This window comes from Rummeliibacillus pycnus (assembly GCF_044359855.1).
Taxonomy (GTDB): domain Bacteria; phylum Bacillota; class Bacilli; order Bacillales_A; family Planococcaceae; genus Rummeliibacillus; species Rummeliibacillus pycnus_A.
Genome location: NZ_CP132291.1, coordinates 3981027 through 3998983, shown reverse-complemented (window position 1 = coordinate 3998983; position 17957 = coordinate 3981027). Strand labels below are relative to the sequence as shown.

The window sequence follows — 17957 nt, the reverse complement described above, 5'->3', positions numbered from 1 at the left end:
ATACTCAGCAAGTCCATTAGCACCTCTTAAAGTTCAAATCCTTAATAATAAAGAGCTGACAAGAATACGTCAGCTCTCTTCATGATTATTTAGATAACTAAAGTCATCTATTTGATTTCTGTTTTCACAATTTCCATCGCTTTTTTCAATTGTGGATCGTCTTTTTTAATTTTCAAGCGAAGTTCTTCCATCAACGCATAAGTAGTATCACCTTTTAATACTCCAGTCACTTTTAACTTATGGTCTTTTTGGAACTGTTCAACAGCTACTGTTGTTGAAGCATCGTATAAACCATCGGCTTTACCTGGATTATAGCCAACTGCCTTCAGCATTTTTTCAGCTGCTTTTACTTGGTCAGAAAGAGATCCTTCTTTTAGTGCCTTATCTGGACTTAAATATGGTAGAGAAGCATAGCTTGGGTAATTTACTTTGTAATCTGGTTGAATTCCTTTTTCGTGAATCCAGTTGCCATCTGGTGTTAACCATTTAGCAATTGTAATTTTAAGGTTTGATCCGTCTGGAAGGTTTGCTGCTGTTTGCATAGTACCTTTTCCAAATGATTTCTCACCGACTAATTTTACATTTGCAGATTCTCTTAATGCACCCGCTAAGATTTCGGAAGCTGAAGCACTACCACCATCTATTAACACAGTAACAGGCACTTTTACTTTTCGGCCACTTTTCGCAGTGACAACTTCTTTTTTACCATTACGGTCTTCAAATTGGACAATCGGTTCGCCAGTTTTAACAAATAAACTAGCAATATCCTCAACAGAATTTACCAAACCACCTGGATTTTGGCGTACATCAATGACAAGGCCCTTCATACCCTTACCTTCCATTTCATCTAATGCACTTAATAATTCTTTGTACGTATTGTCTGAGAAGCTAGTAATTTGGATATGAGCAATTTTGTCCTTTTCCATTGTTGCATAGACAGTTTCCACCGGAATCTCGTCACGAGTAATTTTCATGGTGATTAATTTATCAGCACCACCACGTTGAATTTCTAACGTTACAGAAGAACCTTTTTCACCGCGGATTAATAATACAGCTGCTGAAGCTGTCATCCCATCGAGGCTTTTGCCATCAACTGTTTTAATAATATCATTTGTTTTAACACCTGCTTTTTCTGCAGGAGAATTTTTAATCGGTGACACAACAACAATATGACCGTCTTTTTCTTGAATTTCTGCACCAATTCCTTGGAAGCTAGAAGAAATACTTTCATTAAATTGTGTTGCTTCCTCCTTATTCATATAGTCTGAATAAGGATCACCTAATGCACTAATCATACCGTCTACTGCACCGTTGACTAATGCATTTGTATCAATGTCTTTGTAATAGCCTTTTGATATTTCATCATAAGCATTAAATAATTTTTGGAATTCGCTATGAGTAGGTGTACGAACTTCTACTACTTTTTCTTCTCCAAAAGTTAAAGCAAAGATTGTGACACCTGAAGTTGCGAGAATTAAAACAATAATCATCATGATAAAAGCGAAAGGTTTCATACGTATGTATTTACCCGCAGGTTTTATTTCTTGGCCGGGTTCTCCTTGTTGCTCTTTTTGTGGCTCATTGTTTTGTTCTGGATCAACTTTTGTTTTATCATCCATCTTGTTCACCACTTTCAATCTAACAGTGTTCAAACACTACTTATACCATAATATCAGGAATTATGCTCCACGAAAAGAAAAAGACTGCCAAATTCTTGACAGTCTTAAAAAATTTCATAATTTGAATCAAATTCATTAATCTATTTTGAGCTATTAAATACGAACAAATTCACACATTAACTTATTAATATTGGATATAGATGTTCCGCTACAGCGCATTCCACTAGCTTGGATTTAATCTCCTCGTTACTACGTCTAGTGTACTGAAAAAGTGTATAAATACAAATATTAATAGTATTAATCTGTTTTATGCATGATGTGGAATTAGCTTCGCTTTCCGCGGGCGAGCGTTGAGCCTCCTCGCTCACTTCGTTCCCTGCGGGGTCTCACCTGTCTCGCTTTCCCGCAGGAGTCTTCGCTAATTCCACATCAACAAAGATAGCTATACCTTAATATAACGGCTAAATAATCATGACAACAGTTGAATCATATCCCCATTTATATCGATGAGGTACTTTAGGATACTTTTAAGGATTACCATCGTTTATATAATGTATGTCTACTAAATCATGAATAGACTAGTCACTGGATTTGTGCTTTAACGATTTCAACATTCCTATTTTTATCCACTTTATCAGTACCTTCTTCTAAATAAACTTTCTTCTCCCAATTAATATAGTACGTATTCCCTTTTACTTCTACAGATAGTATAGTAGGTGAACCATTACCATTCGTATGCTTATCAATAACTAATTGTTCTACTTCTTTTTGAGGTAGGGTATCATCGATATTAGAGCAACCACCTAGAAATATTAGTACTGTATTTAATAATACTACTATAGAAATTCTATGAGATTTCAATTACACTTCTACTTTCGGTAAATATTCACATTTATTATTTTATATAATAGTCATTTTATGCTACAAATAAAGACTCTTTAATCATCCAGTACAATATAGGTATTCTAATACAACATAGCTTTATTATTGAGGAATAGCCTACCTCTTATTTATTGCTACTACAATCCTCTTTTATACTCTAACTTTCTAGACACTTCTCTCTAATAATGATGAGTGTCTTTTTATATTGAAAAGAAATCGATAGAATAGAAAAAGACAGTATCATTAATGACTACTAAAATATGCGTGAGTTCTCACCGTCTATTAATTTCACATGAATATACATCGACGTTCCACTATAAATATGCTTTGGAACATCTGATAAATCGAGTTTTTCACTCAAATGAATCGTTTTATCATGATTTGCTTTTATTGTAATATTATATGGACCATTTACATTCATGAGTGACTCCGTTCTTACACCATCATCTATGTACGAGTCTAAAAATTCTAACTCAAATGAAACATCTTCATTGCTATGATTATGTAAAACAAGGTTGCACTTCCCATTAATTAAGTCTTCTCTCACATGTTCAAAATTGCATGAACCATTGCCCTCATAAGAAACTGCCATAATACCACTTGCTAATGTTTCTTGGTACATCGTAATTAGAAGCTTTGGTAAAAATGTATATACTATTATAACGATTACTATCGCTCGAAAATGATATTTCTTTAAACCAATAACAAGTAAAATCACGGAAATTATAAACAAGATGGACCCAATTATACCAAGCATGCTATACCCATCTTGTAAATGGATTGGAAATGACATGAATGTCGAATGTGCATCTAATAATTTATTATTAGGAAACGGAAAAAATAAAAACATACATATACATAAAATTGCAGCTGAAACCATTAATGCTACTTTGTTTCTTATCATTTTTATTACTACTCCATTTTTAAAAGAATTTTATTTCCTCGTTTTTCTATAACTTTGTCTGCTAATAAATTTGCTTATATTTGTTTCATGTAGCTCCCCCGAAAAATCTCCTAAAAACTCGGTATAAAGAATTGTATTAAAGTAACGACTAAAGTGGAAATAAGCCATGTTAATTTTAACTTTCTTTTAACATCCAATGTTGTCGAAACAGATACATTTACAATCGATAAAATCATAACATTCATAAAGAAAAGGAAATAATAGATGATTAGATATAACACCCATAATTGACTTTGTATTATATCTGGTAATGGTGTAACTACGAACAAAATAATAAACATTGTAAAAGATATTATTAGCCAAATAAATATAATAACATACATCTTGTTCCAAATAGGATGTTGCATAAAATCTGATTTTATTTTAGAAAAGTTATAAAACAATTGATTAAAAGCTAACAAAATGGCTGAGATAGCTATTACAAAAATTAATTGATTTAGAATATTGTTATTTATTGTAATTGAAGAATTATTCATGTATAAGTCAATTACAAACGCTAAGACAATTAAAAAAACAATAACTGTTAATTGCTTTATCCAAAATGTCTTAATGATTTTTCCTCCTCATTTTTTCACTATTTCTTCTTTAATAATATATTCTTTTTGCATTCTATTAATTTATGTACTTGTAAAATTCCATTACATTCTCATAAATATTCTAAGATATCGCTTATTTTTATAAATAAAACATTCCTGGTTCACTGTAGATGGAAAGGGTTGCCTCTTCTAATTGAGTGATGCGTATTAGAAGAATGATGTGCAACAAGAAAACATGAATCCACTAGTTTTGTTGTTTCTGAATTAATAAAAATAGTTCCCTAATAAAAGCACCGATAGCTCCTGAAAGAAAAATAATCACTAAAACATTTATCAATCTGATAAATGGATAAGGTGACAGAACAACTTGAACAGAAGAGATGACAATCATTACTCCGAAGAGTATAGACATAATAATTAGACTTTTTGGGGAAATTTTCTTCAACTAATTCACTCACAATCTCAAAGGATAATTTCCAGTATTATCAAAATTATTGTAACACGAAACAGTAAGACATGATGAACGTTTCGTAGATTATGTAAAATAAAAAAGACAGGATTACCTGTCTACTCATGCTTATCTAATTTTCCAGCTATAGCTTTTAATATTTCATTCTTCTCTTGTTGGACTTGAAGGAATTTAATTAAAAACCAAATTACAAATAGAACAGGAACTATGCAAAAAATGATTGGAATAATAGAAATAATTACATTACCCCATGCGATTTCACTCATTTATTAGTCACCTCTTTTTTGGATAATTATACCACAATATTCCGAAAGTTTTTTAGAAAATAGTTAAAGGAGCTACCTAATGAACTATCTAGGTATGTTGCTTGTAAAAAATATTTCTTCATCTCATCACTCCTATATAATAGAGAGAATTCGACAAATTAACCAAATATCCATTAATCCAAAGGTGTTATTCCTACAACAACATCTAAATTAATTGGTCCCTGTTCATTCATAAATGGATCACTATATTAAAACATTCTAGTTTGTTCGTTGATTCTCGTGATTACTCCACGGTGATACTCAAATTTTCCATTGTTCCATATTTTATATTCAAGCTCCAATTTAATGAATTAAACCAATAAAAAAGTGACCAATTATAACCACTTTTTTGAAAATGGTCACTTTTGGTCACTTGTTAAAAATTGTAAACCCACAAACCCTTGCTACGACTAGTCTTGAATAGCCGCTTCAAGCGCTACAACAATCATATCGTTGAATGTAGTTTGGCGTTCTTCTGAAGTTGTTGCTTCACCAGTTAATAGGTGGTCAGATACTGTTAAAACAGCTAGAGCTTGACGGTTAAATTTAGCTGCTAAAGTATATAATGCTGCTGCTTCCATTTCAACTGCAAGAACTCCATAGTCTGCTAATTTTTCGTTTTGGTTATCTTCACCATAGAATAAGTCAGCAGTGTAGATATTACCTACACGCAAGTTAAGACCAGCTGCTTCCCCTGCTTTGTATGCTTTAAGTAATAAATCGAAATTAGCTGTTGGTGCATAGTCGATTCCTTTGAAAATGATTTCATTCATTTTTGAGTCAGTAGTAGCTGATTGTGCAAGAATGACGTCACGGACTTTTACATCACGTTTAAGAGCGCCACAAGTACCAACACGGATTAGTTTTTGGCAACCATATTCTTGCATAAGTTCAGTTGTATAAATGGAAATAGAAGGTACGCCCATACCTGTACCTTGAACAGAAATACGTTTTCCTTTATATGTACCAGTGTAACCGAACATATTACGTACTTCATTATATTGAGTAACATCTTCTAAAAAAGTTTCTGCAATATATTTTGCGCGTAAAGGATCTCCTGGTAATAGTACGATCTCTGCGATTTCGCCTTGTTTAGCGTTAATGTGGATACTCATAATTTATCTCCTTTTTCAGTTCATATTGAAATTCATTTCGTATTCATGTCATTTACTTCATAATACTTTTCCTATTGTATCAAGAACGTCTGACATCTGACAAATATTATTCAAAATATTTCTCTTCATATAGTTGCCAAAGTTCATCAAAAACAACCGCACTCATTTCTGGATCTGCTTTTTCTTCTATATATCTAGAAATGGTTTGAAAATCCTCATCCTGTTTTGGGAAACCATGATCGTGAAAAGCAGCTTCACCAAAGTCTGCTTTTGAATCGTTTTTTCCTCCCCTGAAAGTTACAATAAAATGATAAAATGATGGTATCATATCGTTTCCTGCCTTTTGTTTCATTATATATTACTATCCAATTATCTAAAAACACACATTTTCGACTAATGCATTAAATAGGATTTTATACCCTCTTCCAATTTATATGATTATATCATGAGAGATATTATTAATTCTCATTTTTTACACTATATAGTTCAAAAATATTACTCCTTTAAGGAAGTAATATTAGCATGTCAATAATCCTTTCAAATATTACAATAAATCCATTAGGAAATAAACTCCAACGATCGTATTAGACTATCAGTTTAGAAAAAACCATATCCAAACTAGCGATAAATACTCTTCAAAATGCAATAATTACAAGCTATTTAGCAATAACCCCCTTCGTATTAAGAACAGATTAACAGTAATAAACTTTTCTTAAAAATCTCTAAAAAACCCCTTGTTTTTTCATTAAATTGGAAACTTTCTTATTGTTGCTTCGTTCTATTACTCGGATGCGATACAAATACAAATGAAAACATGAAATCGACGCATCACTACCCTATTTAGGTAGTTTTTCAATGAGGAGATGATTAAAATGAAAATAGTAAAAACTTTACTATCTTTCATGGTCATGTTTGCCACTTTAATTACTTTTACAGCAAACAGTGACGCAGCAACAACAAACACAATGAGCGCAAAAGTAGCGAATAGCGTATATGTTCGCTCACAACCTTCTGTGAATGGGAAAAAAGTTGGAACACTTTGGAAAGGTGACACTGTTATTGTATATAGCAAGTCAAAAACTGGCTGGGCAAAAATCAAATTCAACAAAAAAACAGCTTATGTATATTCATCTTATTTAACATTTGCTAAGAACACTGAAAAAAACAAAGATCAAAAACAACAAACAACTGCAACTACAAGTACAAAACAAGTTACTACTAAAAAAACTACTACAAAATCTACTAGTACTTCAACAAGTAAAAAAACAACATATCGTCCTGTAACAACAAATACTTACTACTATGTTGAAAACGGTAAAAAAGGCAAAATGTATTCAACAAACAAACGCAATTCAACTGGTTGGACTTATTGGTATAAACAAACAGGTACTGACAAGAAACAAACTATTTTAGTTCGTGAATCTGCACAAGGTTTAGATTACAAGTTTGCAAAAACTGGTACTGTTCGCCAAATCGCTTATCCTTTTACGAAAGGTCAAGTATTTAAAGCAGATACAAATAACAGCAAAATTGTTTCTATTCAAAACAAAATGACAGTAAAAGCTGGTACATTTAACACTGTTGTAGGCGTTAAAGCTGCTGATGGTTCTATTACTTACTATGCTCCAAATGCTGGCGCAATTAAAACTGTTAAAAATAAAAAAGCCACTTTTGAATTAACAAAAGTAACAACTAAATAAAGTGAAACTTCACTTAAGATTGAGATTTTTTCATTCCCGTCTTGAGTGAGCGTTGAACTAATCGTACTTTTGCGATCAGTTGATCTTACAGATCTTCTAATCTCTTACTTGAGTTTTGAAGTGAGGATCGTACTGACTGTTAATACGAGATAACCTTAATCTTGGGCTACTTAAAATGTGTAGAAAATCACTTTTTAGGTAGCCCTTCTTACGAATTAATTTACGATTCCTACTATTATTCATGCAAAAGAAATCATGCGGTAGATTATAGGTATAAACTTTTCTGAATATTACATTATTCTATTGCATAGCATTGATTAAAGTGTTAATATTTCATTAATTAAAACTTTTCCTACAATTAAATTTGAATTCTTATCCAGAGAGATGGAGGGACTTGGCCCTGTGAAATCTCAGCAACCACCATTTTTGGTAAGGTGCTAATTCCAGTAGATGTATGTCTAGCAGATAAGAAGATTGACTTTCGTTTTTTTAGGTCCTCTTCTTTAGAGGGCCTTTTATTTTTTTATAAAAAGGATGATGAAAATGACAGAAAACCACATTTCAACTCGCTTAGCTCAAATCGGGACCAATACGGATCCTAACACAGGTTCTATTAACACACCTCTTTATCTTTCGACTGCTTATCGTCATGCAGGGCTTGGCCAATCAACAGGCTATGATTATACACGCACAAAAAACCCTACTCGTTCTGTTCTAGAAGAGGGTATTGCAAATTTAGAAAATGGAGATGCTGGCTTTGCCTGTAGTAGTGGGATGGCTGCTATTCAATTAGTGCTTTCCTTATTTAAAACAGGTGACGAAGTCATATATACCGATGATATATATGGTGGTACATATCGACTTGCCGTTCAATATGAACAACAATATGACATTAAAGCTCATTTCACGCCTTTCCAATCAGTTGCTGAAATTGAAGCGTTAATTAATGATCATACAAAGGCTCTCTTTATCGAAACACCGACAAATCCATTAATGCAGGAAATTAATATTATTCAATATGCAAAACTGGCCAAAACACACAATCTTCTACTGATTGTTGATAACACTTTTTTTACTCCATACTATCAACGACCAATTGAGCTTGGTGCAGATATTGTGATTCACAGTGCTACAAAATATATAGGTGGACACAATGACGTGCTTGCTGGACTTGTTGTTTCAAAAGGAGAAGAACTTTCAGAAAAACTACTTTATAACCATAATGCATCAGGTGCAACACTTGCACCTATTGATAGCTGGTTATTACTAAGAGGTTTGAAAACACTCCATGTTCGTATGAAACAACATACAGAAAACGCAAAAAAAATCGTAACTTACTTAGAACAAGAGCCTTTAGTAAAAGATGTTTTATATGCTGGATTAGGTGGAATGGTATCTTTCCGATTACAGCGTTCGGAATGGATAGGACCTTTCCTACAAAACTTACAATTGATTGCATATGCAGAGAGTTTAGGTGGCGTTGAAAGTTTTATCACCTATCCTGCAACACAAACACATGCAGATATACCTGAAGAGAAACGCATAGCACGTGGTGTCGATAATTCGCTCTTGCGATTTTCAATAGGCATCGAAGAAGCTGAAGATTTAATCGCTGAACTGAAAAAGGTTTTTGCTACTATTCTACAAGAGGTGACGATTCATGACGCAAACTAAACAATCCATCGAAACAAGCTTAATCACTGCTTCTACAAGAAGTGATTATGAACAAAAAACAGGTGCAGTCAATGTGCCAATTTATCTTTCTTCTACATTTGATCAAGAACACTTTGATTCATTTGGTCCTTATGATTACAGCCGATCCGGTAACCCGACTCGAGATGCACTTGAAAAAACAATTGCCGAACTAGAAGGTGGCACACGAGGATTTGCTTTTTCTTCTGGCATTGCAGCTATCGCCTCTGCCCTTCTTACTTTAAATGCAGGTGACCATTTAGTCGTTACGAGTGAAGTTTATGGTGGAACTTATCGATTTGTTACACAAGTATTAACGAAATATGGCATCACACATACTTTTGCTGACTTTACAAACCTACAAGAAGTTGAAGCAGCCATTCAACCAAATACAAAGGTTTTATATGCTGAAACACCTGCAAACCCTTTACTAGGCATTACAGATATTCGAGGAATTGTTTCGATAGCCAAAAAACATGGTTTACTTACTTTTGTTGACAACACATTTATGACACCACTTTATCAACGGCCTTTAGATTTAGGAGTGGATGTAGTTCTCCATAGTGCCACAAAATTCTTAGGTGGGCATAGCGATATCATCGCAGGTTTAGCTGTAACAAAAGATGAAGAACTAGGTAAGCAAATTTACTTTATACAAAATTCAATGGGTGCAATTTTAGGTGCACATGATTCCTTTTCATTAATTCAAGGAATTAAAACACTAAATGCACGTTTAACACAATCATCACAATCTGCATTGAAGATTGCTTCCTATCTTGATCAGCATGAACTTGTGGAAAATGTCTATTATCCTGGTTTATCCAGTCACCCTGGTTATGATATTCATGCTAGCCAAGCTTCTAACGCAGGAGCTGTACTATCCTTTACCTTACCTAATCGTGAATTAACGAAAGCTTTTGTAGAACATGTACAAATTCCAATTTTCGCAGTTAGCCTTGGAGGTGTTGAATCTATTCTTTCATATCCTGTAACCATGAGTCATGCAGCTATTCCAAAAGAAGAACGTGATAAACGAGGAATTACGGAAGGTCTTCTACGTTTCTCTGTTGGCCTTGAAAATATTGATGACTTAATTGCTGATTTTGAACAAGCCTTTCATATTGCGAAAAAACAAATAACAGTTCCAAAATAATAGAAAAAGCTGATGACCTATCCATAACAGGTGCATCAGCTTTTCTTCTATTTTAATCGATAGAAACTTCTACTTCTTATGATTCAAATAGCTTTAGGTAATCTGCATAACCTTCTTGTTCAAGTCGGTCTTTTGGAATAAAACGTAATGAAGCAGAATTAATACAATAGCGAAGTCCACCCGTTTCCCTAGGACCATCTGGGAAAACATGTCCTAAATGTGAATCAGCATCTTTGCTTCGAACTTCAGTACGTCTCATGCCAAAACTAGTATCAAAATGCTCTGTAATTCCTGCACCTTCTACTGGTTTTGTGAATGCTGGCCAGCCACAACCTGAATTGTATTTATCTTTTGAAGAAAATAGCGGTTCACCTGAAACGATATCTACGTATAATCCTTCTTCAAAATGTTGATCAAACTCATTTTGAAATGGTGGTTCTGTCCCTTTTTCTTGTGTTACTTGATATTGCATTGGTGTTAATTCTTTTAGTCTATTTTCTTTATTCATCATGTTCCCCCCAATGTTGTTGCTGAAATGCAACTCGTCCTGAGCCAATAGAATAGAGTTCATAATGTGTTGGGTTCTTCTTATAATAATATTGGTGATAAGGTTCCGCTTTATAAAATGGCTTTGCTTCTAATATTTTAGTGGCAATTGGCATTTTAAATTTCCCTGACTCTTCTAGTGCTTTTTTAGATGCTTCTGCAATTTTCTTTTGTTCTTCGTCATGATAAAAAATAGCAGTCATATATGATCTTCCTCGATCATGAAATTGTCCACCTGCATCTGTCGGATCAATTAACGTCCAATAAGTATCAACCAATTTTTCATAAGGATATACTTCTGGGTCAAACGTAATTTGTATCGCTTCAAGATGCCCTGTTAATTCAGAACATACTTGCTGATAGCTTGGGTTTTCCACATATCCCCCTGTGTAGCCAGAAATGACAGATTCAATGCCAGGATGCTCATCAAATGGTTTTACCATACACCAGAAACACCCACCTGCAAATGTTGCTTTTGCTGTTGCCATACTTTAGACCTCCTATTTTGTAGGAATTACTACATCAAGTATAATGCGGTTTTCTTTTAAATTGAATTCTTTTGCTTGTACATGTCCTTTTAGATTTTCACCAAGAGGTACATTCATTTTTGTCAAATTCAAATAGATTTGTTCTTCTTTTGGTTGAATTACCATCCAATTAGGCAAATCAACAGAATCCTTCAACAATTTAAGGGCAGTGTTAGGTGGTATATCTAGCATTCCAACTTCAACCGTTTTTTGCTTCAATAGTAGATTTCCATCTTCGATTGTTGGTTCAAACGTCAATGTAATGGGCAGTTCCATTTCAAACACTGTTAAGGTACTTTGCAATGTCACATCTTCACCTACAGACATTTTCACTGGGATTTTAGAGGTTTTCATTGAACTTTCTATTAAACGATTGGCCATATTCTCAAAGTCTTTTGGTGTTGTATGAACTTCCAAATGGCTACCATCTGGAAGTTGACTTGCAGATGGGGTCGGTGTTTCAGCGATTGGTCTTGTAATAAGATATACAGTAGAAACTATCACAACTATCACAAGTGTGCTGAGAAGTAAAAAGGCCGCTTTCCATTTATTCATCTGTGGAATCCTCCTCCTTAAAATCGAATTGACCATGTGATAGTTTATTTAGATCAACCTCATGTAATGTTTTGATAATCCTTGCTGTCATTTGGTCGTAACCTTTCGCATTAGGGTGGAAAAAGTCAGTATGATATACCATATTATCATTTGAATCAAATAGATCCACTACATTAATAAATACTGCATGACCATCTTGATTTGCAAATCCTCTTATATCAGAATTCCATTCTTGCATTATAGTATTCATATCTGATTTTTCTTTTGTAAAGATAGACAATGGATTATATATTCCTATAAGGATAATCGGTGCATTAGGATTACGTTCTCGAATAAGTTGCATAATTGTTTCATACCGTTGTTGAAATGCTGGTCTTTTATCGTCAAAAACTTCTTTTGTAAGATCAGTAATATTAGAACGGACAATTTTCATCAAGTCGTTTCCGCCGATTGTCAAAGATATGATATCAGCTTTTTCGAGTGCATCATCAATTTTGCCAGATTGAATCTGATCGATTAATTGATCACTTCTGCGTCCTCTTTTTGCAGTATTTGTGACCGTTACTGATTTAACACCTCGCCAATTTTCCATCTCTTTTTTCATCCGACCAACATATCCTTGTTTGTCTAGTTCATCCCCAACTCCCTCTGTTAAAGAATCCCCTAATGCAACATATTGTATGTCTTTAAGCTTAATCATTTGTGTAACAGCTATTTTGTTTTCTTTTTGTGAATTACTCATGATACCAGGTGCTTCGCAAGCAGCTAAGATAAGCACAGATATCATCAGTATTACCCATTTTTTCACTTCTAATTCTTCCTCTCATCTCGACCTTATCGCACAAATGAAAGAAAGCAGGGAATGATTAGGATTCCCTGCCGCCTGTAATTAATCTGTATAGTAGCAAAAGCCAATTGCTCCTGGCCCTGTATGTGTACTAATGATTGGCGACGTATAGCCAAATTTTACATCATTATAGCCTGACTCTTCAATCATTGTTTTTAATGGATCTACCATTTTTAACCCTTGTGCATGAGCAATACCGACACCTTTAATAACTTTTCCATTTGTATCTTCTTGGAATTTTTGAAGTAAGTATTTAATAACTTGTTTATGGCTACGCACCTTCGCGACAGGATTATATGCTCCTCCCTCAAGGGATGCAATCGGTTTAATATTCAATAATGAGCCAATTAAACCTGTTCCTTTTCCGATACGGCCACCTTTTATCAAATTATCCAATGTATCTACAACTACATACAAATTTGTATTTGAACGTACATGATCTAATCTTTTAATAATTTCTTCCATTGTTTTGCCATCTTCAGCCATCTGAGCAGCCTCTAAAACTTGGAAACCTAGGGCAAAGGAAATGAATCGTGAATCTACTACAACAACTTTTGTTTCTGTCATTGTTGCAGCTGCTTCTGCTGATTTTACTGTACCACTCATACCACCAGTCATGGTTAGAACTAGTACTTCATCTCCATTACTACCTAATTCATCAAATAATTCTTTAAAGACTCCTACTGCAGGCTGAGAACTTTTAGGCAGTTCTTGAGCATTAGCCATTTTTTCTAGAAATTCAACAGGACCGATGTCAACCCCATCAATATATGTTTCTTTATCAATTTGAATTGTTAATGGTACTACATGTATATGATATTTTTCAATTTCTTCTTTTGTTAACTCTCCGGTCGAGTCAGTTACAATATGAATTCGCCCCACGTTGACACATCCTTTTGTTCATTCATTTCATTATAAAATTATATTGTTATATAGTAAACCGAAAGCCTTACCATTTATATTACTAGTTTTTGTTTTATTGAACATGTGACATTTGTCAATCTTATTGATTTTTTGTCGAAATCACAATCAAAGAGTTTTAGATTGTTGGTTGGGGGTTAATTTATATTTGTAGTATGACAATATGTTTCCATAAAAAAAAGTGCTACTTTAGCAGGCAGGCACTGAAAAAGTCTAATTACCATTTATAAGCGAGTACTTGAATCCGTTGATTTCCGTTCCGAGCGGACGCTTTCCGCGGGCGAGGCCGAGCCTCCTCGTCGCTCTGCTCCTGTGGGGGCTCGACTTTCTCGCTTTTCCCGCTGGAGTCGCCGCTCTCCACTCCAATCAACTTGGGTTGACGGATGTGGTAACTTTTGAATTAGTCGGAAGTACATACCACCCATTAATAACATATCTATGCATAAAGTAGTAACCTGTATTCGAGCTGAGTGTGTCAAATACTCACTAAAAAAGAGTGACTATAATAATATAGTCACTCAAATCATACTTTAAAACTTTTTATAACCCTACTTATTATAGATTAAATAGGAAAACTTCACTTGATCTTCTGTTTCAAATTCTTCTGATTCGGAAGCTACTTTCCATTCACTACCATACTCTGGGAAATACGTATCACCTTGATAAGAATGTTGAATTTTCGTTACATATAATCTATCTGCAATTGGTAGGGCCAAGCGGAAAATTTGTTCTCCACCGATGATCATAATTTCTTTATTTTCCTTCTTAGCTACTTCTAATGCCTCATCAAAGGAATGAACGACAACAATCCCGTCCCTTTTATAGTCCGGGTCACGTGTAATGACGATATTCGTTCTTCCAGGTAAAGCTTTGCCTATTGATTCGAAGGTTTTTCGTCCCATAATCATCGGTTTACCCATTGTTGTTTTTTTGAAATATGCAAGGTCACCAGGTAGATGCCATGGCAATTCATTGTTAATGCCCATTACTCGATTTATGTCATGCGCTACGATTAAAGAAATCATCATTTAAAACCTCCTCACACTGAAATTGGGGCCGCAATACGGGGATACGGATCATAACCCTCAATCGCTAAGTCTGCCATTTCATAATCAAAGATTGAATCCTTGTCTGTTTTAATCACTAAATTAGGTAATGTTCTCGGTGTACGAGATAATTGTTCTTTCACTTGATTTAAGTGATTTTTGTAAATATGTGCATCTCCTAAAGTATGCACAAAATCCCCTACCTCTAATCCACATTCTTTCGCAATTAAATGCGTGAGTAATGCGTATGAAGCAATATTAAAAGGTACACCAAGGAAAACATCTGCGCTACGTTGATATAGTTGGCAAGAAAGTTTACCATCCGCTACATAGAATTGGAAAAGTGAATGACACGGTGGTAATGCCATGTCATCAACTTCTGCAGGATTCCAAGCCGTTACGATATGTCGTCTTGAATTTGGGTTCTTTTTAATCGATTCAATGACGTTTCGAATTTGGTCGATTGTACCACCTTTTGCATCTGGCCATGAACGCCATTGTTTCCCATAAACAGGTCCTAAATCACCAAATTTTTGTGCAAATTCCTCATCTTCTAAAATGTTATTTTGAAAAACAGTCATTTGTTCATCAAACTGTTGTTTAAACATCTCATCTTTTAACACGCGATGACCAAAGTCCGTCATATCCGGTCCTTTATAATCTTCGCTTTGTACCCACTTCTCAAAAGCCCATTCATCCCAAATATGATTATTTTGAGCAATCAAAGTACGAACATTCGTATCGCCTTTTAAAAACCATAACAATTCCGTTGCTATTAAACGGAATGCTGTTTTTTTCGTCGTCATTAAAGGGAAACCATCTTGTAGATTAAATCTCATTTGATATCCAAAAACACTCCATGTACCTGTTCCAGTACGGTCTCCCTTATCATTACCATCTTCTAGAATATGGCGGCAAAGGTCTAAATATTGTTTCATCGATATGGCCTCCAATTTACATACTATTTCTTATGATAACATTGCTGATAAATGACGTAAATTATGAGTTTCGATTTTTCCAGTTTAATGAGAATAGATTTTTATGAATTTAACTGAATAATCACCAATATCTCTTACTTCCTGTTTGCATAAAAAAAACTGTCAAATAACAGCCTTTTTTATGTGCTGCTAACTCCCATTTTTAAATCAGCTAGCAAAACAAAAAAAGTTACACCGTAATTATCATTATGGCATAACTTTTTCCTCTCAATATATAGGAAATCCTAATTCCCTCTACTTGGATTATGATTATTTTCAACATCGTTTCCTATTTTTTGATCTGGATCTTTTGAATTAGAATCGGAATCTTCATGATTTTTATTTTTCAATTCACTCTGTAGATTATTCGTTATTTTATCTTGAGTAGCCTGAAGATTTTGTTCTAAATCGCTTAGCTTTTCTTGCTTATGCTTTACATCCACACCTCGCTTGATATCATCAGCAATTTCCGATTTCATTACCGTTTTTTGCCCTTCCATCTTGTTGGCAAGTCTATGGAGCATCTCTGCTTGATCTAATGACATCACTTGGGTCAATAACTTTTCCTCATCACTTTTTGAAGACTTTTTCTCTTTATCCTGATCTAATCCTAGTGCATCACTACGGCCTTCAGCTTGTTTTTTGGCAATTTGAGAATTAAGATCTGCAATTTGTTTTTCATAAACCTTCAATTGTTCTTTAATACTTGATAAATTGCCACCTGAGTCAAGCGTATTTTGCATTAAATCACTTTTTTGCTCCATTAATGCTTCTCGCTGCTTGATCAAGCTTTCAATCATCGAATCTTGTTTTCCCTGTTGCATATTGCCGAATAATTGGTGTGCTTGCCCACTAATCGTTACGGTATCTTTAAAAATGCTACTTTTTGAAAATACACTTTGAGACAACGTTTTCGAAGCTGCTGCTACACCAATCGCATGATTTGTAGGATCTTGCGCAGATATTCGCATTAAAATCACCTCCTGCTTATATATCGGCTAAAATTGAAATTCCTCTAGGAGAATAGTTGTTGTATTAGGTTCCATAAGGATATTCCAATTAAAAAACAAATCGATAGTGCTACAGCGATAATAGTTCCTGTATCACAAATTCGTATTTATTATATAAAAAAACCATCAAATAACTTTCGATGGTTTTAAGAACTATATATTCAAGGTACTTAAATAATTTTTGGTAACTGTAGTTATCATAAAATGCAATTCAAAAATAAAATACTTTATCTTGGCCGTGAAAAGCCTCTCCCAATAATATCTGAAGCATTCAGGAAGACGACAAATGATTCGGTATCTTGGTTTTGAATCAGTTCTTTTAAATATACCGCTTCTGATTGCTCTACTACGCTGAATAATAAGGCTTTTTTATTGCGAGAGTAACCACCTTCGGACCAGACTTTGGTAAAACCACGGTCAATCTCATTTTTGATAAGATGCGTAACTTTCTCTTCATTTTCCGTAATAATTAATACCAGTTTGGAAGAAGAAGAATGTAATTGAACAAAATCAATAACTTTACTGCAAATATAGATAGTGATCATGGCATATAAAGCAAGCTCCAAGTCAAAAACAAACATTGCAGCAATCACAATCACTGCATCAATAATCATTTGAGCATAGCCACTAGATAAACCTGTGTATTTTTTTATCAGTTGACCAATTATTGTCGTTCCACCTGTCGATCCATTTCCTCTAAAAACAAGTCCCAAACCAACTCCTGTGATGATTCCACCATAAATAGCTGCTAACATGGGATCATGGATTTTATATGGTAAATAAGAAGTACCCCAAATAAAGAAGGGTAAGAGAACGGTACCGACCAGTGTTTTCACACTAAAATCTTTTCCTAACAAAAAATAGCCAAGAAAGAAGATAGGTATGTTAATGCACCACTGCACAATAGCAGGTGTCCAATTGTACAAATCATATAACAATGTACTAATCCCAACAACACCACCAGCTGCTAATTTCGCTGGTAATAAAAAGGTATTGTACGATATGCTTACCAACAATGCTCCTAATGCAATTAAACTATAGGAGCGTAATTCTTTTGATAAATTCATTTAAAATTTCCCTTCGTCTTATTTTG

General features: G+C 34.2%; 18 protein-coding genes and 1 riboswitch. Of the genes, 3 read left to right on the top strand and 15 right to left on the bottom strand.

All coding sequences use genetic code 11. From position 1 onward, the window contains the following. Positions 1-107 precede the first annotated feature (107 nt). The 6 genes from Q8X41_RS19645 to Q8X41_RS19620 form a co-directional block, all read right to left on the bottom strand. On the bottom strand, positions 108-1619 hold the full coding sequence (locus tag Q8X41_RS19645) for a S41 family peptidase (protein ID WP_397537918.1): 1512 nt from the start codon (positions 1617-1619) through the stop codon (positions 108-110). A gap of 582 nt (positions 1620-2201) precedes the next feature. Next, positions 2202-2480, bottom strand: coding sequence for a hypothetical protein (locus tag Q8X41_RS19640; protein WP_397537917.1), 279 nt, complete (start codon positions 2478-2480; stop codon positions 2202-2204). A gap of 274 nt (positions 2481-2754) precedes the next feature. After that, entirely contained in the window at positions 2755-3405 is a 651-nt protein-coding gene (locus tag Q8X41_RS19635; protein ID WP_397537916.1) for a hypothetical protein, read from the bottom strand. 1163 nt (positions 3406-4568) lie between these two features. Further along, positions 4569-4736, bottom strand: a complete 168-nt coding sequence (locus tag Q8X41_RS19630; RefSeq protein ID WP_397537915.1) for a hypothetical protein — start codon at positions 4734-4736, stop codon at positions 4569-4571. 449 nt (positions 4737-5185) lie between these two features. Then, complete coding sequence (deoD, locus tag Q8X41_RS19625) at positions 5186-5890, bottom strand: purine-nucleoside phosphorylase (protein ID WP_397537914.1); 705 nt, start codon at positions 5888-5890, stop codon at positions 5186-5188. A gap of 106 nt (positions 5891-5996) precedes the next feature. Then, positions 5997-6242: a YozE family protein gene (locus Q8X41_RS19620; RefSeq protein ID WP_397537913.1), complete on the bottom strand. Its 246-nt coding sequence runs from the start codon at positions 6240-6242 to the stop codon at positions 5997-5999. 520 nt (positions 6243-6762) lie between these two features. Between Q8X41_RS19620 and Q8X41_RS19615 the strand changes: the two genes are divergently transcribed. From Q8X41_RS19615 to metC, 3 genes are all read left to right on the top strand, one after another. Further along, positions 6763-7590 (top strand): SH3 domain-containing protein, encoded by an 828-nt coding sequence (locus tag Q8X41_RS19615; protein WP_397537912.1) that lies wholly within the window; start codon positions 6763-6765, stop codon positions 7588-7590. A gap of 369 nt (positions 7591-7959) precedes the next feature. Next, positions 7960-8062: riboswitch (SAM riboswitch) on the top strand. Positions 8063-8133: 71 nt separating this feature from the next. Further along, positions 8134-9264, top strand: a complete 1131-nt coding sequence (locus Q8X41_RS19610) for a methionine biosynthesis PLP-dependent protein (RefSeq protein WP_397537911.1) — start codon at positions 8134-8136, stop codon at positions 9262-9264. Beyond that, complete coding sequence (gene metC, locus Q8X41_RS19605; RefSeq protein ID WP_397537910.1) at positions 9251-10435, top strand: cystathionine beta-lyase; 1185 nt, start codon at positions 9251-9253, stop codon at positions 10433-10435. The genes Q8X41_RS19610 and metC overlap by 14 nt, the downstream gene beginning before the upstream one ends. Before the next feature lie 76 nt (positions 10436-10511). Here the strand turns inward: metC and msrB are convergent, their stop codons facing one another. The 9 genes from msrB to Q8X41_RS19560 all read right to left on the bottom strand — a co-directional run bounded on the left by msrB (position 10512) and on the right by Q8X41_RS19560 (position 17931). After that, complete coding sequence (gene msrB, locus Q8X41_RS19600; RefSeq protein WP_397537909.1) at positions 10512-10943, bottom strand: peptide-methionine (R)-S-oxide reductase MsrB; 432 nt, start codon at positions 10941-10943, stop codon at positions 10512-10514. After that, positions 10936-11469, bottom strand: coding sequence for a peptide-methionine (S)-S-oxide reductase MsrA (gene msrA, locus Q8X41_RS19595; protein WP_397537908.1), 534 nt, complete (start codon positions 11467-11469; stop codon positions 10936-10938). Before msrA ends, msrB begins: the two co-directional genes overlap by 8 nt. A gap of 12 nt (positions 11470-11481) precedes the next feature. Beyond that, complete coding sequence (locus tag Q8X41_RS19590; protein WP_397537907.1) at positions 11482-12063, bottom strand: YpmS family protein; 582 nt, start codon at positions 12061-12063, stop codon at positions 11482-11484. Continuing rightward, positions 12056-12871 carry a GDSL-type esterase/lipase family protein gene (locus Q8X41_RS19585; protein WP_397537906.1) on the bottom strand — a complete coding sequence of 272 codons (816 nt, stop codon included), beginning with the start codon at positions 12869-12871 and terminating at the stop codon, positions 12056-12058. Before Q8X41_RS19585 ends, Q8X41_RS19590 begins: the two co-directional genes overlap by 8 nt. A gap of 81 nt (positions 12872-12952) precedes the next feature. Next, complete coding sequence (locus tag Q8X41_RS19580) at positions 12953-13792, bottom strand: DegV family protein (protein WP_397537905.1); 840 nt, start codon at positions 13790-13792, stop codon at positions 12953-12955. Positions 13793-14379: 587 nt separating this feature from the next. Beyond that, a complete protein-coding gene (locus Q8X41_RS19575) occupies positions 14380-14856 on the bottom strand; it encodes a dihydrofolate reductase (protein WP_397540309.1) in 477 nt (158 codons plus the stop codon). A 14-nt stretch (positions 14857-14870) separates the two neighbouring features. Beyond that, entirely contained in the window at positions 14871-15815 is a 945-nt protein-coding gene (locus Q8X41_RS19570) for a thymidylate synthase (protein WP_397537904.1), read from the bottom strand. 284 nt (positions 15816-16099) lie between these two features. After that, positions 16100-16825 (bottom strand): hypothetical protein, encoded by a 726-nt coding sequence (locus Q8X41_RS19565; protein ID WP_397537903.1) that lies wholly within the window; start codon positions 16823-16825, stop codon positions 16100-16102. Between the two features lie 266 nt (positions 16826-17091). Beyond that, entirely contained in the window at positions 17092-17931 is an 840-nt protein-coding gene (locus tag Q8X41_RS19560; protein WP_397537902.1) for a YitT family protein, read from the bottom strand. Positions 17932-17957 lie beyond the last annotated feature (26 nt).